The organism is Streptomyces sp. NPDC047982 (genome assembly GCF_043204165.1).
In the GTDB taxonomy this organism is placed as follows: domain Bacteria; phylum Actinomycetota; class Actinomycetes; order Streptomycetales; family Streptomycetaceae; genus Streptomyces.
The window spans coordinates 1-20,215 of sequence record NZ_JBIDBS010000029.1; the positions used below are offsets into that span (position 1 = coordinate 1).

General features: G+C 72.0%; 12 protein-coding genes and 1 pseudogene. 5 read left to right on the forward strand and 8 right to left on the reverse strand.

Translation table 11 applies throughout. From position 1 onward, the window contains the following. The first annotated feature begins 89 nt into the window (after window positions 1-89). Window positions 90-503: a hypothetical protein gene (locus ACGF2V_RS28175; RefSeq protein WP_362709994.1), complete on the forward strand. Its 414-nt coding sequence runs from the start codon at window positions 90-92 to the stop codon at window positions 501-503. 394 nt (window positions 504-897) lie between these two features. Here the strand turns inward: ACGF2V_RS28175 and sucD are convergent, their stop codons facing one another. The 6 genes from sucD to ACGF2V_RS28205 form a co-directional block, all read right to left on the reverse strand. Beyond that, entirely contained in the window at window positions 898-1,782 is an 885-nt protein-coding gene (gene sucD, locus ACGF2V_RS28180) for a succinate--CoA ligase subunit alpha (protein WP_362709992.1), read from the reverse strand. A gap of 21 nt (window positions 1,783-1,803) precedes the next feature. After that, window positions 1,804-2,985, reverse strand: a complete 1,182-nt coding sequence (gene sucC, locus ACGF2V_RS28185) for an ADP-forming succinate--CoA ligase subunit beta (RefSeq protein WP_362625160.1) — start codon at window positions 2,983-2,985, stop codon at window positions 1,804-1,806. Between the two features lie 790 nt (window positions 2,986-3,775). Next, window positions 3,776-5,005 (reverse strand): VWA domain-containing protein, encoded by a 1,230-nt coding sequence (locus tag ACGF2V_RS28190; RefSeq protein WP_362625162.1) that lies wholly within the window; start codon window positions 5,003-5,005, stop codon window positions 3,776-3,778. Further along, window positions 5,002-7,827 (reverse strand): DUF5682 family protein, encoded by a 2,826-nt coding sequence (locus ACGF2V_RS28195; protein WP_362709990.1) that lies wholly within the window; start codon window positions 7,825-7,827, stop codon window positions 5,002-5,004. The genes ACGF2V_RS28190 and ACGF2V_RS28195 overlap by 4 nt, the downstream gene beginning before the upstream one ends. Further along, window positions 7,824-8,948 (reverse strand): AAA family ATPase, encoded by a 1,125-nt coding sequence (locus ACGF2V_RS28200; RefSeq protein WP_362709988.1) that lies wholly within the window; start codon window positions 8,946-8,948, stop codon window positions 7,824-7,826. The genes ACGF2V_RS28195 and ACGF2V_RS28200 overlap by 4 nt, the downstream gene beginning before the upstream one ends. Before the next feature lie 251 nt (window positions 8,949-9,199). After that, window positions 9,200-9,673, reverse strand: a complete 474-nt coding sequence (locus tag ACGF2V_RS28205; protein WP_362625168.1) for an MmpS family transport accessory protein — start codon at window positions 9,671-9,673, stop codon at window positions 9,200-9,202. Between the two features lie 168 nt (window positions 9,674-9,841). Here ACGF2V_RS28205 and ACGF2V_RS28210 point away from each other — a divergent pair. Both ACGF2V_RS28210 and ACGF2V_RS28215 read left to right on the forward strand, forming a co-directional pair. Beyond that, window positions 9,842-11,248, forward strand: a pseudogene (locus ACGF2V_RS28210) (SWIM zinc finger family protein); the annotation flags it as partial. A 455-nt stretch (window positions 11,249-11,703) separates the two neighbouring features. Then, window positions 11,704-13,419, forward strand: a complete 1,716-nt coding sequence (locus ACGF2V_RS28215) for a DUF5691 domain-containing protein (RefSeq protein ID WP_392913532.1) — start codon at window positions 11,704-11,706, stop codon at window positions 13,417-13,419. A gap of 350 nt (window positions 13,420-13,769) precedes the next feature. Here the strand turns inward: ACGF2V_RS28215 and ACGF2V_RS28220 are convergent, their stop codons facing one another. Beyond that, window positions 13,770-14,183: a cobalamin B12-binding domain-containing protein gene (locus tag ACGF2V_RS28220; protein WP_362625171.1), complete on the reverse strand. Its 414-nt coding sequence runs from the start codon at window positions 14,181-14,183 to the stop codon at window positions 13,770-13,772. Between the two features lie 246 nt (window positions 14,184-14,429). Between ACGF2V_RS28220 and ACGF2V_RS28225 the strand changes: the two genes are divergently transcribed. Then, entirely contained in the window at window positions 14,430-15,293 is an 864-nt protein-coding gene (locus tag ACGF2V_RS28225; RefSeq protein ID WP_389044608.1) for an esterase/lipase family protein, read from the forward strand. 452 nt (window positions 15,294-15,745) lie between these two features. After that, complete coding sequence (locus ACGF2V_RS28230) at window positions 15,746-17,326, forward strand: M23 family metallopeptidase (RefSeq protein ID WP_362625175.1); 1,581 nt, start codon at window positions 15,746-15,748, stop codon at window positions 17,324-17,326. A gap of 96 nt (window positions 17,327-17,422) precedes the next feature. Here ACGF2V_RS28230 and pcrA read toward each other — a convergent pair whose 3' ends face one another. Further along, on the reverse strand, window positions 17,423-19,879 hold the full coding sequence (gene pcrA, locus ACGF2V_RS28235; RefSeq protein ID WP_362625177.1) for a DNA helicase PcrA: 2,457 nt from the start codon (window positions 19,877-19,879) through the stop codon (window positions 17,423-17,425). Window positions 19,880-20,215: the final 336 nt, after the last annotated feature.

The following is a 20,215-nucleotide window of genomic DNA, read 5'->3' on the forward strand; positions in this document are numbered from 1 at the left end:
CCCTGGCGGCGAATCGCAGCCCTTGCCCTGCTCCACAGGAGTCCGTTTCCTCTCCGCCCTGAAGGGCGGAGTATCCACGGAGGAATCAGATGAACGCGCGTGCCGCGGTCGCCGAGCGGCTGCCCGAACTGGTGGAACCGCCGTCCCCTGCCGAGTGGTCGGCCCTTCTGCGTGAACGGATCGGCATGCTCGCACAGGGGCGGGCCGAGGTGTCCGCCGGGCTCCCCCCGCCCGACGCGATCCGTACCGGCAGCGAGCGCAGGGCGCGGCAGTGGACCGGGGCGGTCTTCTCCTTCGTGGCGCTGCTGATCGGTCTGGCCCTGTTCACCCCGGTCACGGCACCGGACCGGTACGAGCCCCCGAAGTCCCCGGCCAACCGGGGCGAGGAGGCACCGCCGCGGTTCGCTCCGCAGCCGCTGACCGCGCAGGAACTGCGGCTGCGCGCGCGACTGTACGGCGAACTCGTGCGGGGGCCCGCGCGGCTGATCCCCCGAGCCGGCTGACCCCGCTCCCTGTCTGTCGCAAGGCTTCCTGTCCCGTCACAGGGCCGATCTGCTGCCACGGGCCCGGCCATCTGTCACCGTGCTTGCCGCCTGTCAGGACCGGCCACCTCCTGTCACGGCGTGGCCTCGTTCACGAAGCCGGACGCACGGGGCCGGACATGGCCAAGCGACGGGGCCGGACATGGGCCAGGCGACGGGGCCGGACATGGGCCAGGCGACGGGGCGGACATGGGACGTACGGAGCCAGCATACGGAGCCGGGCATACGGAGCCGGGCATACGGGCGGTCCGGCGGTGGCACGAAAGCGGCGCGGGCCCGCACCCCGATCAGGGGTACGGGCCCGCGCCGTCTGTGCGGTGGCTCACCGAGGCGTGCCGCTCCGATGACGGAACGGTCAGGCGCCGAGGATCTCGCGCGCCAGCTTGGCGGTCTCGGTCGGCGTCTTGCCGACCTTGACGCCGGCGGCCTCGAGGGCCTCCTTCTTCGCCTGCGCGGTGCCGGAGGAACCGGAGACGATGGCGCCGGCGTGGCCCATGGTCTTGCCCTCAGGGGCGGTGAAGCCCGCGACGTAACCGACGACCGGCTTGGTGACGTTGGCCTTGATGAACTCGGCCGCACGCTCCTCGGCGTCGCCGCCGATCTCGCCGATCATCACGATCAGGTCGGTCTCGGGGTCGGCCTCGAACGCCGCGAGGGCGTCGATGTGCGTCGTACCGATGACCGGGTCGCCACCGATGCCGACGGCGGACGAGAAGCCGATGTCACGCAGCTCGTACATCATCTGGTAGGTCAGCGTGCCGGACTTGGACACGAGACCGATGCGGCCGGGCTTGGTGATGTCGCCCGGGATGATGCCGGCGTTGGACTGGCCGGGGGTGATCAGACCGGGGCAGTTAGGGCCGATGATCCGGGTCTTGTTGCCCTTCGAGCTCGCGTACGCCCAGAAGGCGGCGGAGTCGTGGACGGCGATGCCCTCGGTGATGACGACGGCGAGGGGGATCTCGGCGTCGATCGCCTCGACGACGGCGGCCTTGGCGAAGGCCGGCGGCACGAAGAGGACGGACACGTTCGCGCCGGTCTTCTCCATCGCCTCGGCGACGGAGCCGAAGACGGGAACCTCGGTGCCGTCGAAGTCGACGGACGTGCCGGCCTTGCGGGGGTTCACGCCGCCGACGATGTTGGTGCCGTCACCGAGCATGAGCTTGGTGTGCTTCATGCCGGTGGCGCCGGTCATCCCCTGGACGATGACCTTGCTGTCCTTGGTGAGGAAGATTGCCATGGTGTGGGAGTCCCTCGTCCTTTACTTCGCAGCCGCGGCGAGCTCGGCGGCCTTGTCGGCCGCGCCGTCCATGGTGTCCACGCGCTGAACCAGCGGGTGGTTGGCGTCGGAAAGGATCTTGCGACCCAGCTCCGCGTTGTTGCCGTCAAGGCGCACGACCAGCGGCTTGGTGACCTCTTCGCCCTTGCTCTTGAGCAGCGCCAGCGCCTGTACGATGCCGTTGGCGACCTCGTCGCAGGCGGTGATGCCACCGAAGACGTTGACGAAGACGGACTTGACGTCCGGGTCGCCGAGGATGATCTCCAGGCCGTTCGCCATGACCTCGGCGGAGGCACCGCCACCGATGTCGAGGAAGTTGGCGGGCTTCACGTTGCCGTGGTTCTCACCGGCGTACGCGACGACGTCCAGGGTCGACATGACCAGACCGGCGCCGTTGCCGATGATGCCGACCTCGCCGTCGAGCTTGACGTAGTTGAGGTTCTTGGCCTTGGCGGCGGCCTCCAGCGGGTTGGCCGCGGCCTTGTCCTCCAGCGCCTCGTGCTCGGGCTGGCGGAAGTCGGCGTTGTCGTCGAGGGAGACCTTGCCGTCCAGCGCCAGGATGTCGCCGGAGGCGACCTTGGCGAGCGGGTTGACCTCGACGAGGAGCGCGTCCTCGGCGACGAAGGTCTTCCACAGCGTCACCAGGACCTCGGCAACCTTCTCGGCGACCTCGGCCGGGAACTTCGCCTGGGCGACGATCTCACGGGCCTTCTCGATGGTGACGCCGGCGTTGGAGTCGACCGGGACCTTGGCGAGGGCCTCGGGGGTCTTCTCCGCGACCTCCTCGATGTCCATGCCGCCCTGCACCGAGGCCATGGCCAGGAAAGTGCGGTTGGTGCGGTCGAGGAGGTACGAGACGTAGTACTCCTCGACGATCTCCGGCGCGGTCTCGGCGATCATCACCTTGTGGACCGTGTGGCCCTTGATGTCCATGCCGAGGATGTCGCTCGCGCGGGCGACCGCCTCGTCGGGGGTGGAGGCCAGCTTGACGCCGCCGGCCTTGCCGCGGCCGCCGACCTTCACCTGCGCCTTGACGACCGACTTGCCGCCCAGCCGCTCGGTCGCCTCGCGGGCTGCCTCAGGCGTGTCGATGACTTCACCGGCCAGCACCGGTACACCGTGCTTGGCGAAGAGGTCCCTCGCCTGGTACTCGAACAGGTCCACGCGCGTCCGTCCCTTAATCAGTGGTCTCGCGGTTCGATTTCTGCGTGGGCGTGCCGCGAGGGGCAAATGCGACTGCTCTGTCACGAGGGAGGCGCACAGGGTGACCCGTGCACGCGGCATGTCCATCTCGCAGGTTATCCCCGCGCTCCGCGTGACCCTAAATCGCAGATCACACCTGAGCGGTGATTACGGTCACAGATCAGGCGGATGACCGAGGCGCGGTGGACGGGACGGTGCGCGGCGTGGCAGGGCTCCCGGAACGAGCCCACGGCGCCCTCCGGAGATCCCGGGTACGGGACCCTCGCTCGCAGGACGCCGGGGGCGTCCGCCCCGGGGTGTCCGCCCTGGCGCCCTGGCGCCCTGGGGTGGACGCCCCGAGGTGTCTGCCCCGTCTGCCCCCGGCTGCGTCGGACAGCGAGCGCGTTGGACCCTGAGGGCGTCGGACAGCGAGCGCGGGTGTGCGGGGCTTCGGCCCAGGGCGCGGGACGCGAGGCGCAGGATCCGGGAAGCCAGGCGCGGGATCCGGGAAGCCGGGCGCAGGATCCGGATGCGCACCGGGCCGGGTCCGGACGCCCAGGGCGGTGTCCGGGTGCGCACGGGGCCGGACCGGGCGCCCGGCGCGAAATCCGCGGGCGCGCCGGGCGGTGTCATGGGGGGCCGTGTGCGAGGCCGACGCACACGGTCGGGATGCACGTCGGGCGTGCGCGGCCAGGCGCGTGGTGGCCGCACGTGGTCGGCGCACGCCTCCGGGGCGGCGGGTCCGCTCACGTCGTCGGGGCGGCAGGGCCGCTCACGCGGTCGGGCCGGGGCGGCGGGGGGCCTCCGTGTCCGGTACGGGTATCGGCCTCTTCTCGATCGCCGCGGCCATCACCTCGGGGAAGAGATCCGGCGTGCAGGCGAACGCCGGTGTTCCCAAGGCCGCGAGAGCCGCCGCGTGATCGTGGTCGTAGGCGGGCGCGCCCTCGTCGGACAACGCCAGCAGGGTCACGAACTGCACCCCGGACGCCTTCATCGCGGCGACCCGCTTCAGCATCTCGTCGCGTATGCCGCCCTCGTAGAGGTCGCTGATGAGCACGACGACGGTGTCGGCGGGGCGGGTGATCCTGGACTGGCAGTACGCGAGCGCGCGGTTGATGTCCGTGCCGCCGCCCAACCGCGTGCCGAACAACACGTCCACGGGGTCGTCCAACTGGTCCGTGAGGTCGACGACCGCCGTGTCGAAGACGACGAGCCTGGTGCGCAGCGTGCGCATGGAGGCGAGGACCGCGCCGAAGACGGAGGCGTGGACGACGGAGGCCGCCATCGACCCCGACTGGTCGACGCAGAGGACGACGTCCTTCTTCACGGACCGTGCGGCCCGCCCGTATCCGATGAGTCGTTCGGGGACGACGGTGCCGTATTCGGGCAGGTAGTTCTTGAGGTTGGCCCGGATCGTGCGGTCCCAGTCGATGTCGTGGTGCCGGGGGCGGTCGCTCCGCGTCGAGCGGTCCAGCGCCCCGGCGAGGGTGGCCCGGGTGCGGGTCGCGAGCCGTTTCTCCAGGTCGTCGACGACCTTGCGCACGACGGCCCGCGCGGTCTCTTTCGTCGTCTCGGGCATGGCCTTGTTGAGCGAGAGGAGCGTTCCGACGAGGTGGACGTCCGCCTCGACGGCCTCCAGCATCTCCGGTTCGAGGAGCAGCGCGGAGAGGCCGAGCCGGTCGATGGCGTCCCGCTGCATGATCTGGACGACGGAGCTGGGGAAGTACGTGCGGATGTCGCCGAGCCAGCGGGCCACGGACGGAGCGGAGGCCCCGAGTCCTGCCGAGCGGCTGTTCCCGTTTCCGCCTCCGGCCCCGCGGCCGTACAACGCGGTCAGCGCGCCGTCCATCGCGGCGTCGCGGCCGGTGAGGCCGCGCCCGGTGCTCTCCTCGCCGTCCCCGCCCAGGACCAGCCGCCAACGGCGCAGTCGCTCGTCGGCCGCCGGGCCGGGCCGGGGGCCGTGGGCCGGATGGGTCGTGGTGCCGGCCGTGTTGGTGGTCATCCCGTTGCCCCCAGCGGTTCCTCGACGGTTCGGGTCCTGCCGTCCGGGGCGTCTCCGCCCTGCCGCGGACCGAGGTCCGCGGCCACGCCGGTGCCGATGCCGGCGCCAGTGCCGGTGACCGGGCGGCTACGGGTAACCGCTTCGGGCTCGGCTTCGGCGGATTCTTCAGTGGTCGTTCCGGTCCCCGTACGGGCGTCGGCTTCGGCCTCGGCGGGTGCGTCGGCGATCGTGCCGAGAAGGAGGCGCAGAACCGGCCCCACCGCGTCGGCCCGCGCCGCGTCGAGTCCGGGCCCGAAGCCGGGAACCATCACCCTGGTGCCCGCACCGGTGGCACCGGCCGCCGCCCCGCCCGCGGCCGGACCACGCCGTACGAGTTCGCCCAGCGTGCGCCGAACCCCGGCCTCGTAGACCGAGAAGGTTCGACGCAGCAGGGGCAGTACGTCGGCGAAGGTGTCGGCGGGAACGCCGGTGAGCCAGACGTCGACCAGACCGAGCAGCCGCGCGTCGTGGACGAGGAGCATTCCGCCGCCCGCGCCACCGATGAAGCCCTCGATCCAGGCTGCCGCGTCGGCGGGTGGCGTGCCGGGTGAGAGGACCAGACCCATCAGTCGTGCCGCGTCGTCCTCCGCGATCCGCCCCTCGTCGAGCAGCAGGCGGGCCGCACGGCCCCTGACGACGCCCGCGACGGTGTCCCGGGTGGCGAGCTTGTGCAGTACGGCGGCCCAGCGCCCACGCAGCCCGTCACCTTCCAAATGCGCGGGAACGGCCCCGCCGAGCAGCCCGATCGCGGTATGGATGCCGTCCATCCGGCGGCGCATCCCGGCGGCGCCGTCGGCATCGAGTCCGGTGCACGCCGGTGGCAGGCCGACGCAGACGCGCTCCGCCAGTCCGACGGCGACCTCGCCGAGCGCCCCCGTGTCCGTGGACCGCACATCGCCGTAGCGCAGGATGCGGGCCAGTGCGGGCAGGGCGTCGGCGAGCCGTCCTACGTCGGCGTCGAGCGCGGCGCGGTCGGCGAGGGCCCGCATCACCACGGGCAGGGCGTCCGGCAGTTCCGCGAGCAGGCACTGCTCGGCGAGGGCCGTGATGTCGGCGAGGGAGGCTGCGGAAGCGGCCTGGAACTCCGCCTTGGCGGTCGCGGCGCAGAGCACGGTGGTGCCCCATGTCCCGGCCTCGGCGACCTGTACGTACAGCTCGGGTTCCCAGCACAGCCGCCAGCTCTCGCGGAACGTGCCGGTGCTTGCCCGGCCGGTCGCGGGCTCGCCCCAGTCGACGGCGAGGATCCGCAGCCGGTGCAGCAGCCGGCTGCGTGCCGCGTCGGTGTCCTTGCGCAGGTCGAGTTCCAACTCCCGTACGGTTGCTTCCGGTTTGAGCCGGAGCGCGCGCTGTCGGCGGGTGAGGTCGCGTTGCAGCGGTACGGCGGGGGCGGTCTCGGGCACCTCTCCCAGGGTTTCGCCGACGATCAGCCGGTCCCGTACGAGCGCCAGGGGGACATCGGAGCCGTCGCACATCACGGCCCGGACCGCGTCCGTCGTCTCGCTCAGTCCGGCGAGCGGACGGCCGCGCATGGCTGCGAGGGACTCGGCGAGCCGGACGGCCTCGATGACATGGGCGGACGACACGAACCGATCCTCCTCGCGCAGGAGTCCGGCGACCTTGGTCATCCACCGTTCGATCGGGCGATCGGCGGCGGCGAAGAGGTGTCCGTACCAGCCGGGCGAGTCGATACCTGCCCCGTATCCACTGTTCCGGGCGAGCCTGCGATGCGACCAGGGCACCCATGTCAGCTCGGTCCTGACCTTGGGCAGTCCCTTGAGCACGGACCTGTCGGCGGCGAGCGTGGTCCTCGTCGCGAGCGCGGGAACGTGCCAGGCGCCGCAGACGACCGCGATGTCGTCGCCGAACTCCTTTCGGGCCTTTCGCAGTTCCACGCGCATGTACGCCTCGCGAACGGTGTCACGGGGATGGTCGCCGTCCCCGTGCACCTCGCGGAGCGCCGTCATCGCCTCGGCGAGCGCGGCGAAGGGCGCCATCGGGTCGGCGTCGCCGTCCTGGGTGCGGTGCTCGACGACGTCCTCCCACCAACGCTCCGGGTCGTCGTAACCTGCCGTCTCCGCCAGCACACGGACGGGGTCGACGGGGACTCGCCCCGCCGAGCCGTCGGCACCCGGCCCTCCCACCCCGCCCCGGTCCGGGTCTCCGCCCTCGTTCGCTCCCTCGGCCGCTCCCCCGGCGTTCCCGTCCCTGTTGCCGTCCTCGGCCGTCGGCCCGTTCCCGTTCCCCTGGCCTGCCGTCGGCGCGTTCCCGTTGCCGGGGCCTGCCGTCGGCCCGCTCCCGTTCCCCTGGCCTGCCGTCGGCCCGCTCCCGTCGCCGTGGCCGCTCTCGGGGGTGGCCCTGCTCCCGTCGTGGGCCGCTTCCCGGTCGGTGTCCCGGTCGTCCTCGTACTCTTCCTCCTCAGCAGCTCGCTGCTCAGCCGCCCGTGCGATGGCCAGGGAGTTCGCCGCGGGAAGGTCGATGAAGCGGACCGGCACGCCGTGCGCCAGGGCCCAGCGGATCGCGACCCATTCGGGAGAGAACGCGGCCATCGGCCAGAACGCCGCCTGCCCCGGGTCGTCGACGGCGTGGGCGAGCAACGCGACCGGCGGTCGCATTCGTTCGTCGGCGGCCAGCGGGAGCAGCGCGTCCCCTTCGGGCGGGCCCTCGATCAGGACGGCCCGGGGACGTACTGCCTCCAGGGCCGCGCGGACGGCACGTGCCGAGCCCGGCCCGTGATGGCGCACCCCCAGCAGGAGGGGCCCGCCAGGGCCCGGGGTCCGGGTCATGCGGACACCTCGCGGCAGGCGCGGTAGAAGTCCTTCCACCCGTCTCGTTCCCGTACCACCGTCTCCAGGTACTCCTGCCAGACCACACGGTCGGCCGCCGGATCGCGGACGACGGCGCCGAGGATGCCCGCCGCCACGTCACCGGGGCGCAGCACCCCGTCGCCGAAGTGGGCGGCCAGCGCCAGCCCGTTGGTGACGACGGAGATCGCCTCGGCCGTCGACAGTGTCCCCGTCGGGGACTTGAGTTTGGTGCGGCCGTCGGTGGTCATTCCGTCGCGCAGCTCGCGGAAGACGGTGACGACGCGTCGGATCTCGGCCAGTGCGTCGGTCCCGGGCGGCAGGTCGAGCGAACGCCCGATCTGATCGACCCGCCGGGACACGATGTCGACCTCCGCGTCCGCAGTGGCGGGCAACGGCAGGACGACCGTGTTGAACCGGCGGCGCAGGGCGCTGGACAGTTCGTTGACCCCTCGGTCGCGGTCGTTGGCCGTGGCGATGACGTTGAAGCCGCTGACCGCCTGGATCTCCTGTCCCAGTTCGGGGATGGGGAGGGTCTTCTCCGACAGGATCGTGATCAGCGAGTCCTGCACGTCGGCGGGGATGCGGGTGAGTTCCTCGACGCGCGCCGTCATGCCGTCGGCCATGGCGCGCATCAGCGGGCTCGGCACCAGCGCGTCCCTGCTGGGGCCGTGCGCGAGCAGTCGCGCGTAGTTCCAGCCGTAGCGGACGGCTTCCTCGGGGGTGCCCGCCGTGCCTTGGACGAGCAGCGTCGAGTCGCCGCTGACGGCTGCCGCGAGATGTTCGCAGACCCATGTCTTCGCGGTACCGGGGACGCCGAGGAGCAGCAGGGCCCGGTCGGTGGCGAGCGTGGTCACGGCGACCTCGACGAGGCGGCGCGGGCCGACGTACTTGGGGGTGATCACCGTGCCGTCGGACAGGGTGCCGCCCAGCAGATAGGTGGCGACCGCCCAGGGGGACAACCTCCAACGAGCGGGCCTCGGGCGGTCGTCGGCCGCGGCGAGGGCCTTCAGCTCATGGGCGAAGGCGTCCTCCGCGTGCGGTCGCAGCGCCTGCGCCCCTACGGCGGCGGTGGCGGCGGCGACGGTTTCGGACACGGTCATGGGTCCCCCTCCAGATCGGTCGACCTGTTGTGGTTCCCACCGTGCACCATGGCACTGACAATGGGCCCCGCCGCAGGTCGGAGGCCGATTCGGGCGTCGTGGGCGACTCGCGTGCCGTGGCGACTCGCGTGCCGTGGCGACTCGCGTGCCGTGGCGGACCCGTCTGCCGCGACCGATTCCTCCGTCACGGCCCATTCATCCGTCGCGAGCATGGGGCGGCCCTCAGCGGATGGAGGCCGCGGGCAGGACGATCAGCCGGCCACCGGCGAGACCGCGACGCAGCCGCCCGCCGTGAGGAGTCCCTCGCCCTCGGCCTTCTTGATCACCTTGCCCTTGTACGTGATCGAGCAGGTGATCTTGGCCCCGTCCTCCTCCAGCGCGATCGGCATGACCGCGGGCGGCATGATCCCGCGCAGCGTGACGGTCTTCCGCCACGGCAGCTGGGGCGACTTGACCGACTCGATCTTCGGGTCCATCGCCTTGCCCCCGCCCGCGTGGAACTGGATCTCGTCGACACCGGTCCCGGTGACCTCGTAGGTGACCTCGTACTTCTCGTCGACGGCCTTGTCCACGGCCTCGTCGACGGCCTTGTCGACCGTCTTGTCCGCCTGCTCGACGGCCCCGGAGCAGGCGCCGAGACCGAGGGCGAGCCCGAACACGGCGGCCGCGCAGAAAGCGGTCCGAACGCTTCGGGCGCCAAGGCTGTTACGGGTGGTGAGACTCATCCCTCAACTCTCCCAAGTCTGTGTCTCTGCCAATGAATCAGTTCATGGATCTGTCGAGTGTGCGAAAACCGCAGCAAAGCGCAAGGAAGCGATTGGGTCAAGTGGTGTACGCGATGCCGAATCAGCAGGTCAGAACGACTGTCAGTGGGGCACTCTACCGTCGTTCCCATGCTGCTATCTCACGGGGGAGAACTCTCGCGCACGGCCGCCCCGGCGGTGCGCTGGACGGTGGAGCAGGTCCTGGCGCTGGCTGCCGACGAGCCGTCACGCAAGGCGGGGAGCAAGCTTGGCTCGGCCGGATCGTGGTCGGGGGGCGGGTGCGACGGTTCGGGTGCGGTGTGGGGGCTGTGCGCGGGAAACGGGAGCAAGCCGTATCGGACGGTGGTCGACACCAGGGGGCCGGCGTACAGGTGCAGTTGTCCCAGCCGGAAGTTCCCGTGCAAGCACGCGCTGGGCCTGCTGCTGGTCTGGGCCGCCGGTGAGTCGGCCCTGTCCACGGGCGAGGTGCCCGACTGGGCCGGCGAGTGGCTGACGGGGCGTCGCGAACGAACGGCGGAGAAGAAGGGGAGGGCAGCCGGGGCCGCGGCGGGCCGCGCCCCGGGCGCGGGTCCGGCCGATCCGGAGGCCGCGCGGCGGCGGGCCGAGCGCCGGGCGGAGCGGATCACCGGCGGCGCCCAGGAGCTGGAGCGGCGGTTGGCGGACCTGCTGCGGGGCGGCCTGGCCGCGGCCGACCAGTCGGGATACGGGCTGTGGGAGGAGACGGCGGCGCGCATGGTCGACGCCCAGGCGCCCGGACTGGCCGCACGAGTCAGGGAGTTGGGCGCCATACCGGCTTCGGGGCCGGGCTGGCCGGTGCGGCTGCTGGAGGAGTGCGCGCTGCTGCATCTGCTGGACCGAGCATGGCTGGGGATCGACCGGCTGCCGGAGCCGCTGGCGGCCACGGTCCGTACGCGCGTGGGGCTGACGGCCCCCGCCTCGGGCCCGCCGGTCCGGGACCGCTGGCTGGTCCTCGCCCAGTACGACACCCCCGACGGCAGGCTCGTCACGCGTCGCATCTGGCTGTACGGCAGGGAGTCGGGGCGCACGGCGCTGGTGCTCTCCTTCGGGGCGGCCGGGCGTTCGCCCGAGCTCGCGCTGCCGGTGGGCGCCACGATCGACGCCGAGATCACGCGGTATCCCGGCGCCGGTCAGCTGCGGGCCGAACTGGGGCAGCGGTTCGGTCACCCGTCACCGGCCGGGACACCGCCCACAGGCGGTACGACGGCGGAAGCGATCAGTGCCTACGGCGGCGCCCTGCGGGACGATCCGTGGCTGGACTCCTGGCCGACGACCCTGCGCGAGGTGATACCGGTGCCGTCCGGGCCGGACGGCTGGCAGTTGGTCGACGCAACGGGCGGCGGCGCCCTGCCCGTCGCTCCGTCGGCGCGGTCCCGGCCCGGGCTGTGGAGGCTGGTCGCGCTCTCCGGCGGCGGCCCGATCACCGTCTTCGGTGAGTGCGGACACCGCGGCTTCGACCCACTGGCGGCCTGGGCCACGCCCGTGGACCAGCACCGGGGCGGGACGGCGGGCCCGGACCGTACGGCGAGTACGGACCGTACAGCGAGTGTTGGCGGACCATCGGACACGGGCGGACCATCGGACACGGGCAAAACGGCGAGTAGACGTACGGGAATGAACCTGGGCGCGCCCAGGTCTGCCCGAGCCGACACCGACGACCCCGACGACACCGACGACACCGAATGGCGCGGCACGCAACGCGAGGGGACGGAGCACCACGGCGCGGAACGCCACGGCGTCGGAAGCGAAGGTGCCGAGAACGTCCGCACCCAGAACGTCCGCGCCGAGAACGCCCATGTCGAGAACAGCGGTGTCCAGAAGAGCCGTGTCGACAGGGGCGGCATCCCCGACATGGGCGTCGGGAGTGGCGGTGCTGATGGCGTCCTTACCGGGTGCGCTGGCGTCGACGACGTTCGCATGGTTCCCGAGATCGTGCCGCTCATCTGACCTCCGATGGCATCCGAAGTCAGCCGATGTCATCCGATTCACTGTCCGAGGGGGGACCAATGCCTCGTACCACCAGGCCAGAGCCTTGGGAGGAACTCGTCACGTCGGCGCTGCTCGGCACCGACCGGCGACCCGTGGAGCAGGGTGGCGGACCGGCCGAGCTGCTGGACGCGGCGGCGGTCCTCACCGTACGGCGCCGAGCGGGGCTGCTGCCCGCCACCGCGGCCGCCCGGCCCGCCCCGTCCCCGGCCGATCCGCGGCCGCCGCTGCCCCCGGCAGCGCGGCGCAGACTGGCCCAGTTGCTCGCGGACCGGTCGGCATCGGGCGGTTCGGGTGGCCGGCGCGGTACGGCGCCCGATCTCACGGAACTGATCCCCCAATGGCTGGCCATCGCCAACCGGCGCGGCTTCCGCGCTCCTGCCGCCCTGCTCCCTCAACTGCTGGACGCGGCCAGGTCCCGTACCGATCTCCGGCCGCAGGCACTCGCCTTCGCCGGACCGCGCGGGCTGTGGCTGGCCGGGCTGAACCCCGAGTGGAGGTTCGCGCTGCGCGGCTCCTCCGGCGGCTCGGCGCTGCCCGACGTCACGGACCGGGAAGCGATCGCCCGGCTGTGGGAGGAGGGACTGTTCGCCGAGCGGGTCGCGCTGCTCGGGGCCGTACGGGCACACGATCCGGCCGAGGCGCTCGCGCTGCTCTCCGGCACATGGGCCACCGAACGGGCCGAGGACCGGCTGATGTTCCTCGACTCCCTGCGCACCGGACTGTCCCCGGTGGACGAACCCTTCCTGGAGCGGGCGCTCACCGATCGCAGCCGGAACGTCCGCTCGACCGCCGCCGAACTGCTCTCCGCGCTGCCGGAGTCGGCGTTCGCCGGTCGGATGGCGGCCCGCGCACTGTCCTTCGTGAGCCCGGACGTCACGGGCGACGACGCCCGCATCGCAGTGGAGGCCCCGCACGAATGCGACGCCGCGATGGAGCGCGACGGTGTGGTGGTGGTGCCGCCGTCCGGTCGGGGCGAACGGTCCTGGTGGTTGCGGCAGTTGGTGGAGGCGGCCCCGCTGTCCGCCTGGCCGGTGCGGTTCGGCGGGCGCACCGCGTGGGAGATCGTCGCCCTGCCAGTGGCCGACGGCTGGGCCGAGGAGCTGCATACGGCGTGGTGCCGGGCAGCGGTGCGTCAGCGGGATCCGGAGTGGGCCCGCGCGCTGCTCGGCGCTCCTTCCGTCCCTCCGTCGAACGGCCCCGGCACGGCGTCGCTCGCCGAGCGGTCCAAGCTCCTCGCCATACTTCCGCCGGCCGAACGCAGCGCGTGGGTCGCCGACTTCATCGCCGCGCACGGACTGTCGGAGGCGTTCCAGTTGCTCGGGGTCTGCCCGACGCCCTGGGCCGGACCGCTCGGCCGCTCGGTCGTCGACGCCCTCGACATCGCGCGGGACGCGGGCAGCTATCCGTGGAGCTTCAGCGGCGTGATGGGGCTCGCCGAACGCTGTCTGAACCCGGCCGAGGCGGACCGCCTGGAAATCCTCACCACGCCCCAGGACGAACCGGAGAACGCCTCCCCGGGCGCCAACGGCTACTGGTCGGAGGCGTTCCAGCGCCTGGTCTCCACGCTTCGGCTGCGCGCGGCGATGGAGTCGGAGTTGACGATGGAGTCGGAGCTGATGCTGGGGCCGGAGCTGATGCTGGGGTCGGAGCTGATGCTGGGGTCGGAGCTGATGCTGGGGTCGGAGCAGCTGTCGGACTGAACAACGGCCCGCCCGGAGCTCCTGACCGGCCGGTCCGGTCACGACGTCCGCCCCAGCCGGTCGGCCGGTGGCCGACTGGTGATCGACCGGCTCCGCCCCCGGTCGGCCGGTGATCGGCAGGTTCGGTTCGGTCCCGAGCACCCCGGCCGCCCCGCATACTCCGACGGGCCCGTGGCCACGCCCGTACCGCCCCTACCGCGGACCCGTAGCCACACCGCCGGTGCCGCCCCCACCGTGCGGACCCGTGGCCGCACACCCGCACCGCGCCTCTGCATGCGCTCGGTGCGATGCCGTTCCGGGCGGGCGGGCCGTGTGGCCGGCCGGCCCGCCGCCCCGTGGCGCGGGCGCGGTCATGCCTCCGCGGGATGCCGGACGTTGGCGTTGACCCAGTCGACGATCGACGCCGTCGTGGCGCCCGGGGTGAAGATCTCCGCGACGCCCTGTTCCTTCAGGGGCGCGATGTCCGCCTCCGGGATGATGCCGCCGCCGAAGACCTTGATGTCCTCCGCCTCGCGTTCCTTCAACAGCTCGATCACCTTGGCGAAGAGCGTGTTGTGGGCGCCGGAGAGGATCGAGAGGCCGATCGCGTCGGCGTCTTCCTGGATCGCGGTGTCCACGATCTGTTCGGGCGTCTGGTGGAGCCCGGTGTAGATGACCTCCATACCGGCGTCGCGCAGCGCCCTCGCGATCACCTTGGCTCCACGATCATGGCCGTCCAGGCCCGGCTTGGCCACCACCACACGGATCGGACCGGTCACACCCATCACTGCCTCCACATGCGTCTCCCGTGCCTGAAGGGCCGGGGATGTGAACGAACGTTATCGACAGCATCCCGCAACCCGTCGTTTCGCGGTGGGCGGGGAGGGGGAAATCACACGTGGGACATGTTCACCGGGTGTCGTTCCCCCGCGATGCGGTAGGCCCGCCGTCGCGGGAACGCCGCCGGGGGAGCCGCTACGAGGTCGTCGTACCACCGCGCCGTCAGCCGCGCGGCACGGTGGTACGGCCTCATCGAACCCGGTCCCGGGCACCGCTCTCCACGACTCCCCACGAGGGCCCGCGGGGCCGCAGCCGCTTCCCCCGCTCGCCGCAGCAGGAGGTCGGCCATGAAAGCCCTTGCCTTCCTCGCCGAAGACGGAGGCGGGGACGGGGGCGGAAGCGACGACAGGAGTGGTGACCGGCCTCCCGTCGTCCTCCTGCATGGCTTCATCGGCCACCGTTCGGTCTTCGTCCCCCTGCGCCGTTCCCTCGCCCGGCATGGTCGGCGCCACCTGGAGTCGCTCAACTACTCGCCGCTGACCTGCGACATCCGTACCGCCGCCGAACTGCTCGGCCGGCACGTCGAGGAGATCTGCGCCCGCACCGGACACCGCGAGGTCGACATCGTCGGGCACGGCCTCGGCGGTCTGATCGCCCGCTACTACGTGCAACGCCTGGGAGGTGACCAACGGGTCCGTACCCTGGTCACCCTCGGCACTCCGCACGGCGGGACCACTGTCGTCCCGCCGGCAATCGGCCACCCCCTCATGCGCCAGATGCGTACGGGCTCCGCGCCGATCGAGGAACTACGCGGGCCCGCACCCGGCTGTCGCACCCGTTTCGTGAGCTTCTGGAGCGACCTCGACCGAGTGATCGTCCCGGCGGAGGCGGCCCGTATCGACCACCCCGATCTCGACGCGCTGAACGTACGCGTCACCGGGATCGGCCATCTCGCCCTCCCCGCGCACCCCACCGTCGCCGCGGCGGTCAGGCAGGCGCTGGAGTCCGGCAGCCCGACGACCGGAGCGGCCGAGGAAACGGCGGAGGGGACGACAGGGGGAACGGCGGAGGGACGACAGGGGAAACGACGGAAGGGACGGCGGGGGGAACGGTGAAGGGGACACGGGGGACGGCGGGCGCGACGGACGCCACCGAAGCCACCGGGTCCGACGGAACGGCTCCGCTCGCCTGACCCGGGCCGGGCTCCGCCGCCCCGACACCTCCGCCCCCGATAGGCCCGCCCCCAACAGGCCGGCGGCCGACAGCCGAACGGCCCGAGAAACCGGAGCGAGCCGCGCCCCACGACCACCCCCATGCCGAGCGCGCACCCCGCGACCGCCCCGGCGCCCGCACCCGTCACAAATAAAACAGGTTTCGAACATAGAGCCAAGGGTCTGTGGACGGCCCGTCGAATGACGGCCGATCGTCCGTTTCCTGAGTCGTCCACACCCGCCGAAGATTGTCCGCGCCGCATACCGCCGGGTACAGTCGCGGCCACTGCTTCCTCCGGGATCCGCCCGCCGGCCCCCGGAACACAGGTCCTGCTGCCGAGGCGAGAGAGAAGTTGGTGAACGACCAGCACCCCCACGCCGGGTATGCCGGATACGACAGCCAAGCCACCGGCAGCTACGCCGTCGATCCGCTCTTCGGCTCCCTGCCCGGCGGTCACGACGGCACGTACGCCGAGGGCGGCTACGACACCGGACAGGGCGGGCACACCGGGCAGACCGGATACAGCGGCCACTACGACTCCACGCAGTGGGACACGGGTGCGCACCCGACCGCCTCGTACGACGCCTACACCTCGTACGACACGCAGTCGCAGCAGATCTACTCCGCGGGTCAGACGTACGACACGACAGCCACGTGGATGTCCGCCGACGCATACGGCACGGCCGCGACCACGACGATGACCACCACCTCCTTCGCCGACGTTCCGTCACAGGCCGCTTCCCCGGACGCCACGGGCCAGTGGGACACCGGCGGCTGGTGCGAGACCGGCCAGTGGGCGACGACCGGAGCGGCCGCGTACAGCACGGGTGCGTACGACACCGGCGCGTACGACGCCACCGCCTGGAACACCGGCGCCGCGCCCGACCCGGAGCACGAAGGGCTCGCCGCGCACTCCACCCAGGTGCTGCACGAGGTGGCGACGGGAGCGGAACGCGAACAGGCCGACGAGTCCGCCACGGCCCACCAGGACACGGCCCACGCGGACACGGCCCACGACGCCGTGGCCGACACCGCCGTGTTCGACATCACGGCCGGTACGGCCGAGGCGACCACCGGCGCGGAGAGCGGTGGTGACGGCCACGACGACGCCGCTGACGCTGTCGCGACCGCTGACACGGTCGGCATCGTGCTCGACCACCACCGTTCCCCCGGCCGCCCCGACGCACGCGGCGGTCGGAGCCGGCGGCGTTCCCCCGTGAAGCGTTCCGCGCTCCTCACCGTCGCCGTGCCCTCGGCCTGCGTCATGAGCGTGGCCGGTATCGCCGCGGCCTCGGTCAGCGGTCTGGGCGGCGAGGGCAAGAAGGACGACACCACCACGTTGGCGGCCGCCGCCCCCGGCTCCGTCAAGCCGGCCGTCGCCAACAGCAAGCTGGACACCCAGCTCGCCAACCTCAGCGCCGACGCCGAGAACTTCGCCGACCGCGCCAGCCGCACCCAGGAACGCATCGACCTGCGGGAACGGCAGGCCGCCGAGAAGAAGAAGCGCCTGGAGGAAGCCGCCCGCAAGGAGGCGCTGCGCCCCAAGTTCGTCATGCCGGTCGCGCAGCACGGCCTCAGCGCGTACTTCGGCCAGGGGGGTGTCAACTGGATGTCCGTGCACACGGGCATCGACTTCCCCGTCTTCACCGGCACGCCGGTGATGGCCGCGACCGACGGCACCGTGCGCACGCAGTGGAACAGCGCCTACGGGAACATGGCCATCGTCACCATGGCCGACGGCACCGAGACCTGGTACTGCCACCTCAGCGCCACCAAGATCCGCTCGGGCCCGGTCAAGGCCGGTGACGTCATCGCGTACTCCGGGGACTCCGGCAACTCGACCGGCCCGCACCTGCACTTCGAGGTACGGCCCGGTGGCGGCACGCCGACGGACCCGTTGCCGTGGTTCCGCAGCCACGGCGTCAACGTCGGCTGAGCGCCGCCCTCGCCTGAGCCCTGAGCCGCCCGGCCACCGGGCCCGCTACCCGCACGCGGAGCGGGCCGCGCCCCGACGGGCGGCCGGGCCGACCGGCTACAGCTTCTCGACCGGGGCGTACCGCAGCAGCAGCTTCTTCGGGCGGTCGTCGCCGAAGTCGACCGTGGCCTTCGCCTGGTCGCCGACGCCCTCGACCGCCGTCACCGTGCCGAGCCCGAACTGGTCGTGCGTGACCCGGTCCCCGACGGCCAGCGTGATCGTCGGCTTGTCCGAGGTCCGCCGGGTCGCGAAGCCCGAGGGTCCGGAGCGTGTACGCGACGAGGACAGCGAGGAGGAGAGCGACGAGGCGATGCCGGACGTCGGGCCGGCCGGGGCGGCCATCGGCCCGGTGCGCTTCCACGACAGGTGCTGGTCCGGGATCTCCTCCAGGAACCGCGACGGCGGGTTGTACGAGGGCTGCCCCCACGCGCTGCGCATTGCCGCCCGGGTCAGGTAGAGCCGCTCACGGGCCCGGGTGATGCCGACGTACGCGAGGCGCCGCTCCTCCTCCAGCTCCTTGGTCTGGCCGAGCGCCCGCATGTGCGGAAAGACGCCGTCCTCCATGCCGGTGAGGAAGACCACCGGGAATTCGAGGCCCTTCGCGGTGTGCAGCGTCATCAGCGTGATGACGCCGGAGCCCTCCTCGTCCTCGTCGGGGATCTGGTCGGAGTCGGCGACGAGCGCGACCCGTTCCAGGAACTCCGCGAGGGTGCCCGCGCCCTCCCCGCCCGCCTCGCCCCGCTCCTGCTCGAACTCGAGGGCGACGGCGGCGAGTTCCTGAAGGTTCTCGATGCGGGTCTCGTCCTGCGGGTCGGTGGACGCCTGGAGCTCGGCAAGATAGCCCGTACGCTCCAAAACGGCCTCCAGGACCACCGCCGGGCCCGCACCGGACTCGACGATCGTGCGCAGCTCTTCCATCAGCGTGTTGAACCGCTTGACGGCATTGGCCGACCGGGCCGCCATGCCGTACGCCTCGTCGACCCGGCGCAGCGCCTGCGGGAAGGTGATCTTCTCGCGCAGGGAGAGGGCGTCGATCATCGCCTCGGCACGCTCGCCGATGCCGCGCTTGGGCACGTTGAGGATGCGGCGCAGCGGGACCGTGTCCTCGGGGTTGGCGAGGACACGGAGGTAGGCCAGGACGTCCCGGACCTCCTTGCGCTCGTAGAAACGCACCCCGCCGACGACCTTGTAGGGCAGGCCGACGCGGATGAAGATCTCCTCGAAGACACGGGACTGCGCGTTCGTGCGGTAGAAGACCGCGACGTCGCCCGCCTTGGCATCGCCCGCGTCGGTCAGCCGGTCGATCTCCTCGGCGACGAACTGCGCCTCGTCGTGCTCGGTGTCGGCGACGTAGCCGGTGATCCTGGCTCCCGTGCCCGCGTTCGTCCAGAGGTTCTTGGGGCGGCGGCTCTCGTTGCGCTCGATGACCGCGTTGGCGGCGGACAGGATGGTCTGCGTGGAACGGTAGTTCTGTTCCAGCAGGATCGTGGTCGCGTTCGAGTAGTCCTCCTCGAACTGGAGGATGTTGCGGATGGTCGCGCCCCGGAAGGCGTAGATCGACTGGTCCGCGTCACCGACGACGCACAGCTCGGCGGGGACGTCGCCCCCGCCCGCCGGGCCGACCAGTTCGCGCACGAGGGTGTACTGGGCGTGGTTGGTGTCCTGGTACTCGTCGACGAGGACGTGCCGGAAGCGGCGGCGGTAGTGCTCGGCGACGTCGGGGAATGCCTGGAGCAGATGCACCGTCGTCATGATGATGTCGTCGAAGTCCAGCGCGTTGGCCTCGCGCAGCCGCGCCTGGTACATCGTGTACGCCTGGGCCAGGGTCTTCTCGAAGCCGTCCGCGGCCTGACCGGCGAAGGTCTCCTCGTCGATCAGCTCGTTCTTCAGGCTGGAGACCTTGGCCGTGAACGACTTCGGCGGGAAGCGCTTCGGGTCGAGGTCCAGGTCGCGGCAGACCAGGGCCATCAGCCGCTTGGAGTCGGCGGCGTCGTAGATCGAGAACGACGAGGTGAATCCCAGCTTCTTCGACTCGCGGCGCAGGATGCGCACGCACGCGCTGTGGAACGTCATGACCCACATGGCGTTGGCGCGGGGGCCGACGAGCTGCTCGACGCGCTCCTTCATCTCGCCCGCGGCCTTGTTGGTGAAGGTGATCGCCAGGATCTGGCCGGGGTGGACCCCGCGCGTGGCCAGCAGGTGGGCGATCCGGTGGGTCAGTACGCGGGTCTTCCCGGAGCCTGCCCCGGCGACGATGAGCAGGGGCGAGCCCGCGTGGACCACGGCGGCGCGCTGCTGCTCGTTCAGCCCGTCGAGGAGCGCCGCGGGGTCGATGACGGGGCGGGGCGCGCCGTCGCGGTAGTACGCGTCCCTGGGTGGCGCAGGCGCGTCGAACGCGCCCGCGAAGAGGTCCTCCGGCACGTCTTCGGGCGCCGGCTCCTCGGGGGGCGGCGGGGGCCCTTCCTCCGCGTGCTGGAGGCCGGCCAGGAAACTGTCGTCAAAGAGGCTGCTCATCGCTTGTCGAGTCTAGGCCGCCGCGCCGACACGCGACTGACCGCATGACGAACCGGGACCGGACCACGCGCCCGACGCCTCCTCACGCAGGGACGGCGCCACGCAGGGACGGCGCCGCATCAGGGACGGCGTCTCATCAGGGAAACACGGCCGCGCGGAGCCGTCCTCGTACGACTGCTCCTGGCTCACCCAGGCGGCGTGGAGGCCGCGGGCGTCGGCCTCCCCCGCACCACCTGGGACACCCGGTCGACGCGGGCACCCGGAGTCACCGGCGGAGGGGCACGCCCGGCGTACGCGTGCGCCCGGCACAGAGGTTACGCCCGGCGTACGCGTGCG